This is a genomic window from Xanthobacter sp. NM-59 (assembly GCF_021401125.1).
Taxonomy (GTDB): Bacteria; Pseudomonadota; Alphaproteobacteria; order Rhizobiales; family Xanthobacteraceae; genus Xanthobacter.
In genome coordinates this window covers 978,074-993,096 of the sequence record NZ_JACBFQ010000001.1, presented here as the reverse complement: position 1 = coordinate 993,096, position 15,023 = coordinate 978,074, and the positions used below count along the sequence as shown (strand labels likewise).

At 66.0% G+C, this 15,023-nt stretch carries 11 protein-coding genes; 3 read left to right on the top strand and 8 right to left on the bottom strand.

Translation table 11 applies throughout. From position 1 onward, the window contains the following. Positions 1–143: 143 nt before the first annotated feature. From L0966_RS04660 to L0966_RS04630, 7 genes are all read right to left on the bottom strand, one after another. Positions 144–2,300 (bottom strand): exonuclease domain-containing protein, encoded by a 2,157-nt coding sequence (locus L0966_RS04660; RefSeq protein WP_234050650.1) that lies wholly within the window; start codon positions 2,298–2,300, stop codon positions 144–146. Then, positions 2,297–2,746, bottom strand: coding sequence for a response regulator transcription factor (locus tag L0966_RS04655; protein WP_234050649.1), 450 nt, complete (start codon positions 2,744–2,746; stop codon positions 2,297–2,299). Before L0966_RS04655 ends, L0966_RS04660 begins: the two co-directional genes overlap by 4 nt. After that, on the bottom strand, positions 2,743–5,463 hold the full coding sequence (locus L0966_RS04650) for an ATP-binding protein (RefSeq protein WP_234050648.1): 2,721 nt from the start codon (positions 5,461–5,463) through the stop codon (positions 2,743–2,745). Before L0966_RS04650 ends, L0966_RS04655 begins: the two co-directional genes overlap by 4 nt. After that, a complete protein-coding gene (locus tag L0966_RS04645; RefSeq protein ID WP_234050647.1) occupies positions 5,460–5,705 on the bottom strand; it encodes a hypothetical protein in 246 nt (81 codons plus the stop codon). Before L0966_RS04645 ends, L0966_RS04650 begins: the two co-directional genes overlap by 4 nt. Then, positions 5,702–7,090 (bottom strand): DUF294 nucleotidyltransferase-like domain-containing protein, encoded by a 1,389-nt coding sequence (locus tag L0966_RS04640; protein WP_234050646.1) that lies wholly within the window; start codon positions 7,088–7,090, stop codon positions 5,702–5,704. The genes L0966_RS04645 and L0966_RS04640 overlap by 4 nt, the downstream gene beginning before the upstream one ends. A 163-nt stretch (positions 7,091–7,253) precedes the next feature. After that, positions 7,254–8,981, bottom strand: a complete 1,728-nt coding sequence (locus L0966_RS04635) for a cation acetate symporter (RefSeq protein WP_370640620.1) — start codon at positions 8,979–8,981, stop codon at positions 7,254–7,256. Further along, positions 8,978–9,286, bottom strand: coding sequence for a DUF485 domain-containing protein (locus L0966_RS04630; protein WP_234050645.1), 309 nt, complete (start codon positions 9,284–9,286; stop codon positions 8,978–8,980). Before L0966_RS04630 ends, L0966_RS04635 begins: the two co-directional genes overlap by 4 nt. Positions 9,287–9,970: 684 nt before the next feature. On the opposite strand from L0966_RS04630, the gene L0966_RS04625 reads away from it, so the two are divergent. The 3 genes from L0966_RS04625 (at position 9,971) to L0966_RS04615 (ending at position 13,258) form a co-directional block, all read left to right on the top strand. Beyond that, positions 9,971–10,807 carry an ABC transporter permease gene (locus tag L0966_RS04625; protein WP_234050644.1) on the top strand — a complete coding sequence of 279 codons (837 nt, stop codon included), beginning with the start codon at positions 9,971–9,973 and terminating at the stop codon, positions 10,805–10,807. 75 nt (positions 10,808–10,882) lie between these two features. Continuing rightward, a complete protein-coding gene (locus tag L0966_RS04620; protein ID WP_234050643.1) occupies positions 10,883–11,719 on the top strand; it encodes an ATP-binding cassette domain-containing protein in 837 nt (278 codons plus the stop codon). An 18-nt stretch (positions 11,720–11,737) separates the two neighbouring features. Beyond that, positions 11,738–13,258, top strand: coding sequence for a hypothetical protein (locus tag L0966_RS04615; RefSeq protein ID WP_234050642.1), 1,521 nt, complete (start codon positions 11,738–11,740; stop codon positions 13,256–13,258). Between the two features lie 498 nt (positions 13,259–13,756). Here the strand turns inward: L0966_RS04615 and ppk2 are convergent, their stop codons facing one another. After that, positions 13,757–14,854: a polyphosphate kinase 2 gene (gene ppk2, locus L0966_RS04610; protein WP_234050641.1), complete on the bottom strand. Its 1,098-nt coding sequence runs from the start codon at positions 14,852–14,854 to the stop codon at positions 13,757–13,759. Positions 14,855–15,023: the final 169 nt, after the last annotated feature.

Genomic DNA, 15,023 nt, shown 5'->3' with positions numbered 1-15,023 from the left:
GTCCCGCTCATGCTCGTGCGCGAGGCCGGTGACGACGTGGCAGGGGGGCCGATGTCGCGCACGGGCATGGTGCGCCAGCGAATCCCTTCCGGCGACTGGCAGCCTGGCGGGCCGGGGCGGCGCCCGCTGGGGCGCGTCGGCTCTCAATAGCGCAGGCGCGCGTAATAGGAGTCTTCGGAGGCGGCGCGGGCCTCGCCCAGGGTGCGGATGCCCTGCTGCTGCAGCAGGGGCAGCAGCTTCATGAACACCTCGGCGCAGGCGAGGGCATCCCCCAGCGCGGTGTGGCGGCCGGATACGGTAATGCCCAGCCGCGCGGCGATGGCCTCCAGGCTCTGGGCCTCCGCATTGGGGTGCACGATGGAGGCGAGCAGCAGCGTGTCCAGCACGGGCTGATCGAAGACGACGCCGGTGGCGGCCTCCTTCAGCTTCAGGAAACGCAGGTCGAATGCCACGTTGTGGCCCACCAGCACGGTGTCGGAGACGAAGGCATGGAAGGCGGGCAGCACCTCGCCGATGGCGGGCTGGCCGCGCACCATTGCCGGCCGGATGCCGTGGATGGCAATGCCCGCCTCGGGAATGGAGCGGCCGGGATTCACCAGCTGGTCGAAGCATTCCGCCTTGAGCAGCTTGCCATTGACGATGCGGGTGGCGCCGATCTGGATGATCTCGTCACCCCCTGCCGGGTCAAGGCCGGTGGTCTCGGTGTCGAAGACGGTGAAGGCCAGCTCCCCCAGCGGGCGGTCGTCGCGCTCGTGGTGGCCTTCGCTCGCGGCGAACAGGTCGAAGTCGTAGAATTCGGGCCGACTCTCGCCCGCATGCGCCGCGGTGTCGGCAGCGGCGGAGGCCAGCGGCAGAAGGAAGCGGAAGACGGCGCGTGGCGTTCCGCCCGTGCGCGCATGTTCCAGCCACACCTCTCCGCCATGGCGCTCGGCCACATCGCGCACGCTCAGGGGCGAGCCGCCGCCGGCGCCATCCATGGGCGAGGATTGCCAGCCGGCCGCGATCGCGGCGCCGCCCGCAAAGCACAGGTCGAGATGGGCGCGCCCGTCCGCGCGCGACACGCGCAATTCCAGGTCCGGGGCCTCACGCCCCTCCACCGCGCAGCGGGCCAGGAAAGTGAGGGCGGCGATGAGCGAGAAGCTGTCCACGCTCAGCCACAGCTCGCCCTCCACCGTATCGGCCGTGACCGCCAGCCCGGTGGCCTCGGCGATGTGGTGGGAGGCTGCGGCGATGAGGTCGGCACCCAGCATGTCCTGGAGCGGCCAGCGGGCCTTGCTGGCGCTGGAGGCCTCCGCCGCCAGGGCGGTGATGCGCTCGCCCATGGCCGCCACCTCCTCCCGCACCACCGCCTGGAAGCGCTCGCGCTCCTCGGTTTCGAGATCGGGATAGTCCAGCATGTCGAGCGCGGCCTGGATGCTGGCGAGGCCCGCGCGACTGGTTTCGGTCAGGGTCAGCCATTGCCGGTCGGCATGAGCCTCGGCCTCGTATTCCTCGGTGATGTCGTCCAACAGGAGCACGTAGCCGGTGGCCGGCGCCCCCTCGGCGGCTTCCCGCACGGGCGCGAGGCTGACGCGCAGCAGGTGCCCCGACGGGGTGTGGGTGACGAAGCGGGCGGAGGGCGCCGGCTCCCCGCGCACAATGCGCCGGTCCACGCTTTCGCGGGCATGGTCGATAAGCGCCTTGTCCACCACGCCATGGATGGAACGCCCGAGGCCGATCAGCTCCGCGCCACCGGCTCCGCCCGGCGCGCGGGAAATGCGGCGGCACAAGGCACGGGCGCGGGCATTGTAAAGCAGGATGCGGCCTTCCAGATTGCACACCACCACGCTCTGCTGCAGCTCCGCCACCAGGGCCCCGAGCTGGTCGCGCTGATGCGCCACCGCGTGGCTCGCATCCTCCACCAGCCGCGCCATCTCCTGCTTCAGTGTGCGCCGCTCCTGGGAAAGGGCATTGAGCGCATCGGCAATGGTTCGGGCCGCGGCATCGCCACCGGCGGCCACAGGCGGCGCCGAGGCATCGCTCACCAGCACACGCGCGCCTTCCGCAAGGCGGGCGGGGGCCGCCATATATCGCTCATGGAGGACCTGCACCGCCCAGGCGCCGACGCTGGCGGCCACGAGCCACCAGAACAGCACCAGCATGCCGTGGGTTTCCAACAGCGGGCCGAGCGCGGCGGCCAGGGCGGCCGCCGCCGGCGCGTCGAGGGTGGCATAGAAGCCCACGGCGCCAAGCGCCAGCCACAGCGCCAGGGCGAGGCCCGGCGCCACCATGGCGGCGATCAGCGGCCAGGGGAGCCTCATTCGGCGGCGTCCGGCGCCATCATGTCCCGCACCTTCTGCACCAGCTCGCGGGTGGAGAAGGGCTTGGTGACATAGGCGTCCGCCCCGGCGCCGACGCCGCGGGCCTTGTCCGTCTCCCGTCCCTTGGCGGTGAGCATCACAATGCGGGTATCGCGGGTATCCTCATCCGAACGCACGGCCTCGCACACGTCGAAGCCGGTCATGCCGGGCATCGTGGCATCGAGCAGGACAAGGCGCGGATGCTCGCGGCGAATGGCCTCCAGCGCGCCGAGACCATCCCGCGCCACCAGTACCTGGAAGCCCTCGCGCTTCATCATGAATTCCAGCGAGACGACGATGTTGGGCTCGTCGTCCGCGATCAGCACCTTTTCGGCGGGCTTGCCGTTACCAATGATCTTGTTGGCGAGGGCGGTGTCGTTGAAGGTCCCGTTCTGCGTTTCGGTCATGGCGTTTTTCCTCCTCCCGGCTGGAGGGGCAGTCTGAACGCGAAGGTCGCGCCGCCGCCCGGTTCTGACACCAGCCACATGCTTCCGCCGAAATGATCTACGATCTGGCGGCTGATCGGAAGCCCAAGACCGGTCCCTTGTGGCCGGGAAAGAGCATCACCGCCCTGGCGAAACTTCTCGAATATGGTGTGTTGCTCGCCAGCCGGCACCCCCGGGCCGTTGTCTTTCACCTCCACGACCAGGGAATCACCATCCTGCCGCAACGTCACATCCGCACGGCCGGTACCGGCAGGGACGAACTTGGCGGCATTGGAGATGAGGTTCATCAGCACCTGCATTAGCCGATCTGCATCCGCCCGCACGGTGGGAACCTCAGGTGGAACATGGGCCTCGACGCGCGCGCCGTGGGCGCGGAACAGCTCGGACGTGGCCTTCACCGCATCCCTCACCAGCCGGGCCAGGTCAACATCCTCGGTCTGCCAGTCGGCAAGGCCGGCCTCGATCTTGGCGAGGTCCAGCACCTGGTTCACCAGCCGCCCCAGCCGTTCGCTCTCGGCCACGATGATGCAGAGGAATTCCGCCCGCTGGGCTTCATCCATGTCGGGTGAATCCAGCATCAGTTCCGAAAAGGCGCGGATGGAGGTGAGCGGCGTGCGCAATTCATGGGTGACGGAGGAAACGAAGTCGTCCTTGAGCTGGTCCAGGGTCTTGAGCTGTGCGTTGGCCGCCTTCAGCTCGGCGCTGGTGGCTTCCAGCTTCTGGGCGTAGACGCGCAGTTGCGAGGCTTCGTCGAGAATCTGGGCCACGTCCTTCAGACCCAGGGGCTCTTCCTCCACCACGGAGGCGACCAGCACGCGGGCCGAGGCGCTGCCCACCGCGCCGGCAAGGGCCCGCTCCACCCGGTCCACCAGCCGCGCATCGGGCACCAGAGCGTTTAAGTCGGCGGCGCCGATCTCGTGGGCGTGGGCCTCGAACAGGGCACGGGCGCGCTCGGGGCCCAGAAGGCGCCGGGCAAGGGCCATCAGGTCATCGAGACGCGCCACGCCGCGCCAGAACACGGGGCCCCCGGCTTCCGGGTGGCGCTCGAAGGCGTCCACGAACAGCAGCGCCTGACTCGCCTCCCGCCCGGACGGCGCCCGCCGCAGGGAGAGGCCCACGAACAGCGCGCCGTTGACGAGCAGGCTCCAGAACAGGGCATGGGTCAGCGGATCGAGGCCGCCAAGGCCGAGCAGCCGTTCCGGCGCCAGCAGGGTGATGCCGAACGGCCCTTCACGAACGAAGCCGTCGGGCAGCCAGCCGGATTTCGCCACCGAAGGCAGCATGAGCGTGTAGGCCCAGACAAGAAAGCCGCCGATGAGCCCGCCCAGCGCCCCGGCGCGGGTGGCGCCCCGCCAATACATGCCGCCCAGCAGAGCGGGCGCGAACTGGGCCACCGCGGCGAAGCTGATGAGGCCAATGGAGACGAGGGCATATGCCTCCCCCGCCACCTGAAAATAGAGATAGCCCAGCAGCAGAACGGCCATGATGGCCGCCCGGCGGATGTTGAGCAGCAAGGCAGTGATGTCGCCCCCGGCGCGGGCCGCGAAGCCGGGCCGGCGGAGCAAGGCAGGCATCACGAGATCGTTGCAGACCATGGTGGAAACAGCGATCGTCTCGACGATCAGCATGCCCGTGGCCGCCGAGAGCCCGCCCACATAGGCGAACAGGGCCAGGGTGGGCGCGCCCTGGGTGAGCGGCAGCGAGAGCACGAAGGAATCGGCATCCACGCGGCCGGGGCCCATCAGCACCAGGCCGCCGATGGCCACCGGCAGAACGAAGATGTTGATGGCCAGCAGGTAGGCGGGAAAGACCCAGGCGGCGCGCTTCACATGATGCTCGTCGGTGCACTCCACCACCATGACCTGGAACTGGCGCGGCAGCAGCAGCACCGAGAGCATGGACAAAAGCGTGAGCGCAAACCACTGCGTGTAGTCGAAGCGCGCGGCGGCATCAGAGCCGAACAGGGCCGCCAGCTCCGGAAAGGCCTGGGCCTTTGCCCAGATATCCCCCATGCCGTCGAACAGGCCGTAGGTGACGAACAGCCCCACGGCGAGGAAGGCCACCAGCTTCACCACGGATTCGAAGGCGATGGCGGCCACCATGCCTTCGTGCCGCTCCGCGCTGTCCAGGTGGCGGGTGCCGAACAGGATGGTGAACAGCGCCAGCGCCAGCGTCACCAGCAAGGTGCCGTCCTGCCACCAGGGCGGCGCCGCGGCCGGGCCGGCGCCGACGGGATCGGTCAGGATCTGGTAGCCAGCCGAAACCGCCTTTAATTGCAAGGCGATATAGGGAACGATGCCGACCACGGTGATGAGCGTGACCAGCGCCGCCAGCAGCGGGCTCTTGCCATAGCGGCTGGCGATGAAATCAGCGATAGAGGTAATGCGATACGTGTGGGCGATGCGGATCATCTTGCGGATGACGATCCAGGCCAGAAGCATCGCCAGCATAGGCCCGAGATAGATGGGCAGGAACCAGATGCCCACGGCCGCCGCCCGCCCGACACTGCCGAAATAGGTCCAGGCGGTGCAGTAGACCGCCAGGGACATGGCATAGACCCACGCATTCGCGACCACGGAGCGCCCGCGGGCCGCGGAGCTGTCCGCCGCCGCGGCGATGGTGAACAGCAAAGCCAGGTAGCCCAGCGAGACGGCGATGACGAGGGGGGCGGAGATCATGGCGCACCGCCGCCATTGCCGGGGTGCCGCCCCTCGCTCGCCAGGGCGATGAGCGCCACCAGCCCCGCCCAGATGGCGAACAGCGCCACCGGCAACAGCGGCAGGCCCAGCACGGTGGCGGGCACGTTCCAGATCGCGAGCAGGGGAAAGTTGAACAGCAGCAGGGCCGCCCCGAACAGGGCCACGAGCACGCCCGCGCGCGGGCCACCGGCATTGCCGCGCCTGTCGCCATCCCCGGTCATAGCAGGTCGAACCGGTAGTGGCGGGCGAGCCACTGCTTGAAGCCGCGCACGATGGCGAGGGAGTCCTTCAGCGCCTGCCGGTCCAGCGTGCCCAATTCGCCGAGCGGCGCCGCATTGCTGGGCGCCCGGCCGGCCGCCAGCTGGCGCAGATTGTTGGAGAGCTTCAGCCCCATCAGGCAATGCAGCGCATCCGCCAGGTCGCGGCCGAGGGGCGCGTCCAGATGGCCTTCTTGAACCAGTGCCGCGATGCGCGCCACCGTCGAAAGGGGCTTCACCCGATATTGCAGCGCCAGCGCCCGGATGCCATGGACGATGGGGAAAATGCCGAGCTTCTTCAGATCGATCTCGGCCGCGCCCCGCCCGCGCAGACCGGGCAGGCGCGACCACCAGGAGCCGCCATCCCCAAACTGCTCCACCGCGCGGGCGAAGCGCGAGAAATAGCCGGCGTCGTCCTGTAGCAGATGGTCGAGATGGGCGCGCGCCTCCTCCAGCAGCCGCGCATCGCCGGCGACCACGGCCGCGTCGAGGAAAATGGCGAGGTGCATGGGCCCCTCGGCATGGCCAGCGAACAGCCACTGCTTGAGCGTATCCTTGAACCCCGTGAGGGGCTGGCACCACAGGGGCCGGCTGAGCATGATGCCGCCGGGGCAGGGGGGATAGCCGAATTCGATCAGCCCGGCCGTGAAGGCGGCGGTGATGTCCTCCAGCCCCTCGAAATGAAAGCCGTCGCGCAAAATCAGCGCATTGTCCTGGTCGGTCTTGATGAGCTGCTCGGAACGGCCTTCCGAGCCCATCACCAACAGGCAGGAATTCTCCCGCAGCGCCGGCGGGGCCAGCAGCTCCCACAGGCGCAGGAACAGCAGGCGGTTCAGTTCGCCCACCAGCTCGCCGATCACCTCCACACGCACGCCGTCGTCCTGAAGATCACCGATGAGCTCGTCGATCTGGCGGGCGGCGGTCTTCAGCTCATCGGTGTCGGCGGCTTCCGTGATTTCCAGGGCGATGAGGTGGGAGTGGCTGGCCACGAAGGCCATCAGGTCGATCTGGCTGAGCAGCCCGACGATGGCCTCCCCCTCGCGCACCACCACCCGGTGGATGCGGTGGCGCAGCATCAGCAGCATGGCGCCATAGAGCTCGTCGTCGATGGAGACGGAGAAGGGCTTGAAGGTCGCCACCTCCCGCACGGGCAGCAGCTGGGGCGGCGTCTCACGCAGCAGCGCATCGCGCAGATTGGTGGTGGTGAAGACGCCGACGCGTTCGCCATCACGCACCAGGGCGTCGGTCAGCCCTTTTTCGGACAAAGCGCGGCAGACGCTGACAAGGTCAGTGCCGCCATCGACGAAGAAGGGCTTGCGCACATAGGCGTCGCGCACGCGCGAGGACATGACGGAAACGAACTCCCGGCGCTCGCGGCGCCGGGAGTGGACCCGCCCGTTTCCGGGCGGATCAAGGGGGGTCGGTGTCCCGACGGGGAGGGACCCTGGTGAGGGGTCTTGGGGCACCGATCCCCCTGCCGAGGTGGGGCCCGGCCGCGACATCGCGCTCGACCTAGTGGGAGGAGGCTTCCGCCGCGCCGATGCCGGTCTCCGAGCGCACCTCCTGAGCCGGGAAGCCGGCGCGGTCGATGCTCGCCCGCTGGCTCTTGTCCAGGATGGAGAAGAGCCAGATGCCGACGAAGCCCAGCGTCATGGAGAACAAAGCCGGCGACGTGTAGGGGAACGGCGCCGAACCCTTAGCATAGCCGAGCGTGGCTTCCCACACCGACGGCGACAGGATGGTGAGGATCACCGAGGCCGCAAGGCCCAGGAAGCCGCCGATCACCGCGCCCTTGGTGGTGCAGTCCTTCCACAGCACCGACATGAACAGCACCGGGAAGTTGGCCGAGGCCGCCACCGCGAAGGCCAGGGACACCATGAAGGCGATGTTCTGCTTCTCGAAGGCGATACCCAGCAGCACCGCGATCACGCCCAGGCACAGGGTGGTGATGCGCGAGACCTTCAGCTCCGAGGCGCTGTCGGCCTTGCCGCCCTTGATGACCGTCGAATAGAGGTCGTGCGACACCGCCGAGGCGCCCGACAGCGTGAGGCCGGCCACCACCGCGAGGATGGTCGCGAACGCCACCGCCGAGATGAAGCCCAGGAACACGTTGCCACCCACCGCATGGGCGAGGTGCACGGCCGCCATGTTGGCGCCGCCGATGAGGGAGCCGTGGGAGTCCAGGAACTCCGGATTGGTCAGCACGAAGGTGATGGCACCGAAGCCGATGATGAAGGTCAGCAGGTAGAAGTAGCCGATCCAGGCGGTCGCCCACATCACGGACTTGCGGGCTTCCTTCGCGCTCGGCACCGTGAAGAAGCGCATCAGGATGTGCGGCAGGCCGGCGGTGCCGAACATGAGCGCCATGCCAAACGAGATAGCCGAGATCGGGTCCTTGATGAAGTTGCCAGGGCCCATGATGGACTGGCCGGCGGCGGCCGCCGCCTCGGGGCTCGCGCCCTTGGAAGCAGCGATGCCCTCCTTCACGTGAACCGCAGCGGCGAACAGATTCTCCGGGCTGAAGCCATAGGTGAGCATCACCATCACGGCCATGAAGGTGGCGCCGCCGAGCAGCAGGCACGCCTTGATGATCTGCACCCAGGTGGTGGCGGTCATGCCGCCGAACAGCACGTAGACCATCATCAGCACGCCGACGATGACCACCGCGATCCAGTAGTCGAGGCCGAACAGCAGCTTGATGAGCTGGCCGGCGCCCACCATCTGGGCGATGAGGTAGAACGCCACCACGACCAGCGTGCCGGAAGCCGCGAACACGCGCACCGGGGTCTGGGCGAAGCGGAAGGCCGCCACGTCGGCGAAGGTGAACTTGCCGAGGTTGCGCAGGCGCTCCGCCATCAGGAAGGTGAGGATGGGCCAGCCGACCAGGAAGCCGATCGAATAGATCAGGCCGTCATAGCCGTTGGTCATCACCGCGGCGGAAATGCCGAGGAACGAGGCGGCCGACATGTAGTCGCCGGCGATGGCAAGGCCGTTCTGGAAGCCGGTGATACCGCCGCCCGCGGTGTAGAAGTCCGCCGCCGACTTGGTGCGGGCCGCCGCCCACTTGGTGATGAACAGCGTCATCACCACGAACAACGCGAACATGATGATCGCGGTCCAGTTGGTGGCCTGCTTCTCGGTCGCGCCGAGATCGCCGCCGGCCGCGAGCACGGGCGCGGACATCAGCGCCACGCTGGCGGTCAGCGCCGCGCGGGTGAGGAAGTTGCGAGCGGTCTTCACTTCAGCACCTCCGCCTTGATCTTCTCGGACAGGGCGTCGAACTCGCCGTTGGCGCGACGCACATAGATGCCGGTGATGAGAATGGTGAAGACGATGACGCCGAAGCCGATCGGGATACCCCAAGTCATGACGCCCGGGCCGATGCGCGCGGCCAGAACCTGCTTGTCGAAGGCGATGAGCACGATGAAGCCATAATAGACGACCAGCATCGCGAGGGTCAGCAGCCAGCCGAACCGCGAGCGGGTGGACTTCAACCGCTGATAATCGGGATTGACCGCGATCCGCGCGGCCAGGGAATTGTCCATGGGATTCTCCTCTCCAACCCGCGGGCTATTCCGCGGGCCATTTTCTTCTGATTGAGCGCTTGATGCGCCATTGCCGCGGGTGCCATGCGGATGCAAAGCCCCAGGCGACCTTCAGCCACCAGGCGCGTGCATGCACGAAACCCACTGGTTCTCATGCCGCCTCGGAAAACCGGTGCGGCAGGACCCAGGATCCGGCCTTTCGTCAACAGATCCGCGCATGAAGTCTCAGTTGGCACACCCGGCGCCAAGCTGAATTCCAGGCGGTTCTCGATTCACATGATTTGGCGTTCCGTGCCTCGGCATCCTCCCATGCCGGAAAGCGGTACGGTTTGAAGCTGCCGGCGTTTCGGTCGCTTTGGCTTGGCAGGGGCCGCGAAGGGCCGAGCCAGAAGGGCGATTCTCAATACACCGAAGCTTCGTGATGCAACCCTAAGCGACGACGGCGCCCTAGGCGACTCATACTTAGGTCCGACGCGCGGGCGACGAAGTCGTGGCATCTTCCGCTGCGGAATGCGGTCGTGGCCGCGTCGGCGGCATGTTCCGGCCACAATCGGCAGCCCATTGTGCGGCGCGCAGGCTTGTTAACGATGCTTGGTTATTTATCGATGGGTGTGCGCCGCTGCGCGACAGGCGCGGGTCGAGGTGGGTCACGAGCGGATGGGATGGAGCGGGAGCAGGCTCGGAATGGATGATGTGTTCTCGACAGCGGTGAAAAACCAATGGCGAAGCCTTATCGGCATGGTGATGGCGGAGTACGCCATCCGCATCTCCAAGCGTTCTCTGGGGCTTCTCGAAGAGTTGCTCAGCCTTTCCGTGATTACCGGCAGCATGTTGATCCTGCGCCTTGTCACGCGCGCGCCGACCCACCACGGTATGCCCGTAATACCATTCGTGATCTCCGGGATGATCCTGTTCTGGATGCTGCGCACGACGTTGTTTCGGGTGGCTTCCTTCAAGACCGCGAAAGGCGCTTTTCGCGCCAATCCACGCGTCACCTCTCTTGATGTGTTGGCCGCCCGCGCGATCCTGAACATCGTATTTTACATGATGATCGGATTTCCGGTTTTCATCACCTTCTATTGGCTTGGGATCTCGCCGTTCATGGCAAATCCCGTGCAGGTATTTTTGCTGATGCTGTTGATGGGTATCTGGGGCTTCGCGCTCGGCTTATGCTTTGGTGCACTATTCGTCTATGTGCCCTTCGCGAAGATGGTCGTTGCCGGTCTCATGATGATCGCCATGTGGGCCAGTGGCGTCATGTTCATCTGGCCAGAAGCGCCTTATATGCTTCGCGGAATTCTAATTTATAATCCGATTTTCCATTTCATGGAGTTGATGCGCACGGCCTACTTCAAGACCTACATCACTCAGATGGGGAGCTGGGTTTATGTTCTCTCCACGGTGGGGGTGACGATTGCCTTGGGCCTCATGCTTGAGCGCGTGACGCGCAAGCGCGCCCAGGCGAGCACTCAGCGTCAGGGGGCGGATGAAGATGCCTTCGATGTGGCTGCTGGCGTTTGAGCTTCGGGATGCCATGCGGCATCGCGGCCTTGAGGGGAGCGCCGTGCAAGGGCCGGCGGGGGATGGTGTGTGCGAATGCTGAAATCGCTGTGGCACGTTCTTCCGCGCCGGCGGGCGAAGTCCCCTTCGGCGCTCGCGCCCCAGGTGGAGGACGCCACGCCGGGGGCGCGCGTCGTGCCGTCCGGGGTGGATCGGGTGCGCGGCAGGGGGGCGGTGGTTCTCGAAGGGGTGACGAAAACCATTGGGCTCCGGCCACGCCAAACGGAAGTGTTGAAGGGGGTCGACGCCATCTTTCCGCGCGGAAGAGCCATTGGTGTCCTGGGCGAGGCGGGGGTCGGCAAGTCAACCCTGGTGCAGATCCTGACGGGAAACATGGCGCCGGACGCCGGGCGGGTGATCCACGGAATGCGCGTGTCGTGGCCCCTGGGTGCGCGTGATATCTTCCGTAAGGACATGACTATTCGCGCGAATGTGCGCCTTCTCAGCCTCATGTATGGGGCATGGGCCCCTGACATGCTGGAGGCCGTTAAGGAAATAGGAAAGATCCGCACGCAGGATATGGATCGGCCTCTGGCGGAACTGGTCCCTGATTTTACCGTAAGAGCATCGACGAGCTTGTGCTATGCTCTTGATTTCGATTGCTACGTTGCGGACGATCAATTGTGTGCCGGGTCGCGCCAATTTCGCGATCATATCAAGACGCTGATCCTTGAGAGGCAGAAAACGCACAGTTTAATTATCGTCTCAAAGAACGCTGCGGCGATAAGGGATCTTTGTGATGACTTCTATGTTTTGGAAAATGGAATCATAAAGACATACAAAAATAGGCGCGAGGCTTACAAGGTCTTTACCGGCGTCTCTTTGACTGCGCGGGTTGATCCGCGGGGCGAAGCGAGTGATGATGCGCTCTAAAGTGCGAAGGGGTTCGGCTTGAACAGTCCCGTGAATCTGCGTCAACGTCCGGCTGCGCCGATTGACGACGTCGAGGTGCCTGGCGCCAATGGCGAGAGCGCGGCGAATCCGCGTCGGCGCCGGCCGGCCGCGGTGGTTCAGCTGCCGAGTGTTGAGGCAAACGAGGCTCCCGCCGTCCTTCGGCGCCTGCGCGCGGCGGCCCTGAAGCCAGCTGGCCGGGGCGAGGAGCAAGACGGCCAGGACGAGGGATCTGAGGCCCCGCGCGCGAGTCGGGCGCTGGTGGCGCCGCGGCTGGGGCCTGTTCTGCGCGGGTTGCGGCAGCGCACGGCCAATGTCCGGTCCATCTTCAACTGGCTGAAGGTGCCCGGCGACGATGTTGTGGCTGAGGAGGCCAACGCCCCGCTCTTGCAGCGGATGGCGGTGCGCGAGTTCTGGCGGTCCAACATCAAGACTTTCAATCGGCTGTTCTTCGCCTTGCCGATTATCGTGGCGGCGGGGTACCTCTATCTGATCGCGCCGGACGGATATCGCGTCGATACGGTCCTCGCCATTCGCAATCCCACCAATTCGGCCGCGTATAGCGGGTCCATGGGCACCTTGTCCGGCGCTCTCGCGCCGACGGGGCAGGGATATGCGGAGCGTGCGATCGACGAATCGTTTGCTGTCGTGAACTTCATCCGGTCGCGCGAGGCTTTCAATGAGCTTGAGAAGGCCTTGAAGCTGAGTGATCGTTTCAAGTCCGGCAGCATCGACTGGTTCAATCGCCTGCCCAAAAATGCCGACTACGAAGCGCGGTATGCAAATTACCTGGCGCACACGTCGGTTTCCTATTCCGACATCGAAGGGCAGATCACCCTGTCGACGGATGCCTATGATCCGGAGACCGCCTACCAGATGGCGCAGGTTCTCTCGCGCATCAGTGAGCGGCTGGTCAACACCTTCAACGAGCGCGCCCGGACTGACATGATCCGCCTCGCGCAGGTGCAGCTGACGGAGGCCGAGGACGGCTTGCGCGCGGCGATGCTTGCCATGACCGATCTTCAAGTGAAGAATGGCATGTTGGATCCGCTGGACGAGGCCTCGAGCTTCAGCAAGATCATTGCGTCCCTGCGCGAGCAGGTTGCGGTGAAGCGGGCGGAGCTGGGCGCTTTGACGAGCACGGCTTCGCCGGACTCTCCGCGCGCTGTCGAGATCCGCAACATGCTGGCGTCGCTGGAGTCGCAGATCCGGACCGAGCAGAGCAGGCTGACCGGGCGGACCGATGCGCTGGCGCCCCTGATCAGCCGGTTCAAGCTTCTGGAAATTGACGTTCAGCTTGCGCAGCAGAAATACAATTCCGCTGCTGCCATGCTGCAGAGCGCGGTCTTGCAGTCTGAGCACCAGAAACTTTACGTGGTGAATATCGTTCCGCCCTCGCCTCCGCAAGAGTCGACGATTCCTCGGCGTTTCCTGATCCTGCTGGGCGTTGTTGCCGTGACCTTCGTTGCATGGCTGATCGCGCGCCTGGTGCTCGCGTCCATTCGGGACCACAGCGTCTAAGGTCGACACGTCGGAATTGACCAAGCGCCCCAGCTTTCCGCGTGGGTTGGGACGGGGCACCTCCTTAGGGCCCGGGGAGCGGCCCGATGCTGACCCTCGGGCCGCGATGGGCGGGAGGTCATGCGTCCGAACGCCAGCCATGTCCGGACTTCGGCCCAGACCGCCCGGCGATCCCGACCGGCACGGAGGGTGGGCGCTGAGTGCCTACGCTCGCTCGGTGCATGGCCGGGGCGGTCGAGCGAAGCCCACAGGGCGCATTCAGAGAATACATTGGTGGCCGGCGATTGCCGATTCCGGAATGACCGTTCCTGGGTCTGTTGGTTGGCTTGACGTGGCCTGTTGGCCGCGGGCAGAGCGCCGGTTGGGCACCCTCTGAGTGAGCATCCCGCGGTCAGGCGCACCGGTGCCCTTCCCATTTCACGGAAACGGGGAGGGCTTTAGCCGGTGATGTGCCGCATTTTCGGCGCGCGAAGCGGTGACAGCGGCGGGCAGGGCGCTCTAAAGGCCGGTCGGTGCACCGAAGCTGTATTCGTCGCGCTCGTGCACGGCATTGGCTCGGCCCACCAGCAGCAGGTCCACCGGACCAATGCGCCCGGGATCCTTGCCGGTGTAGGGCAGGGAGTGAAGCACATAGCGCATGGCGTTCAGGCGCGCGCGCTTCTTGTCGTCGGACTTGATGACGGTCCAGGGGGAGTCGGCCGTATCGGTGTGGAAGAACATGGCTTCCTTGGCGCGAGTGTAATCTTCCCACTTGTCGAGGGACGCGAGGTCGATGGGCGAGAGCTTCCACTGCTTCAGGGGATGCACCTTGCGTTCCTTGAAGCGCCGCCGCTGCTCCTCGCGGCTCACCGAGAACCAGAACTTGATGAGGTGGGTTCCGCTGCGCACCAAGTTGCGCTCGAATTCAGGCGCCTGACGCAGAAACTCGCGATACTCATCGTTGCTGCAGAAGCCCATCACGCGCTCGACGCCGGCCCGATTATACCAGCTGCGATCAAACAGGACGATCTCGCCAGTCGTGGGCAAGTGCTCCACATAGCGCTGGAAATACCACTGGCCGCGCTCGACCTCGCTCGGCTTCTCAAGAGCCACGACGCGGGCACCACGCGGGTTGAGGTGCTCCATGAAGCGCTTGATGGTGCCGCCCTTGCCGGCGGCATCACGGCCCTCGAACAGAATGATGAGCCGCTGCCGGGCTTCTTTCACCCAGGATTGGAGCTTCAGAAGTTCGCTCTGCAGCAGGAATTTCTGCTGCTCGTAGTCCCGGCGCAGAATCCGGTATTTGTAGGGGTAGCCGCCCGTGCGCCAGTCGTCGGAGAGGGCGTCGTTGCGGGCATGGGACTGGCCCGGGGGCTTGGGCAGGCCGAGGGAGGCGCGAAGACGGGCGGCATCGTCCGGAGACGAGCCGGCGATGATGGCTTCAAGCCCCTCCGTCACCGTCTCATCCGCGGCGATATCGGCTACGGCGGAGGCATTCGCCTCCTGGGCCGCCTTCACGCGCTCATCGGCAAGACTGTCCGCGGCAGCCTGGAGAAAGGGCGCCTCCGGTGCGTCGCTGCCGGTGACGATTTCCACGGGGGTGCCATCCTCAGTCATGTCTCACATCTTTCTCTGCATCGGGCCTTCGATCGGCGCGGGACGCGGCCGTCCACGCCGGATCGCCGGCTCCCTCACCCGCGACGGCGGTCCCCGGCCCGGCGGATGCCAGGGAGGAGAAGGCGGAAACGACGCGGGTCGAAGTCCGGGCTGAAGCCTTGCAGTGTAA

What these genes read in the sequence shown, in the direction of transcription:
- L0966_RS04640 (WP_234050646.1), bottom strand. Translation starts at nt 7,090, where the DNA reads ATGTCCTCGCGCGTGCGCGACGCCTATGTGCGCAAGCCCTTCTTCGTC.
- L0966_RS04655 (WP_234050649.1), bottom strand. Translation starts at nt 2,746, where the DNA reads ATGACCGAAACGCAGAACGGGACCTTCAACGACACCGCCCTCGCCAAC.
- L0966_RS04625 (WP_234050644.1), top strand. Translation starts at nt 9,971, where the DNA reads ATGGATGATGTGTTCTCGACAGCGGTGAAAAACCAATGGCGAAGCCTT.
- L0966_RS04650 (WP_234050648.1), bottom strand. Translation starts at nt 5,463, where the DNA reads ATGATCTCCGCCCCCCTCGTCATCGCCGTCTCGCTGGGCTACCTGGCT.
- L0966_RS04660 (WP_234050650.1), bottom strand. Translation starts at nt 2,300, where the DNA reads ATGAGGCTCCCCTGGCCGCTGATCGCCGCCATGGTGGCGCCGGGCCTC.
- L0966_RS04620 (WP_234050643.1), top strand. Translation starts at nt 10,883, where the DNA reads ATGCTGAAATCGCTGTGGCACGTTCTTCCGCGCCGGCGGGCGAAGTCC.
- L0966_RS04630 (WP_234050645.1), bottom strand. Translation starts at nt 9,286, where the DNA reads ATGGACAATTCCCTGGCCGCGCGGATCGCGGTCAATCCCGATTATCAG.
- ppk2 (WP_234050641.1), bottom strand. Translation starts at nt 14,854, where the DNA reads ATGACTGAGGATGGCACCCCCGTGGAAATCGTCACCGGCAGCGACGCA.
- L0966_RS04645 (WP_234050647.1), bottom strand. Translation starts at nt 5,705, where the DNA reads ATGACCGGGGATGGCGACAGGCGCGGCAATGCCGGTGGCCCGCGCGCG.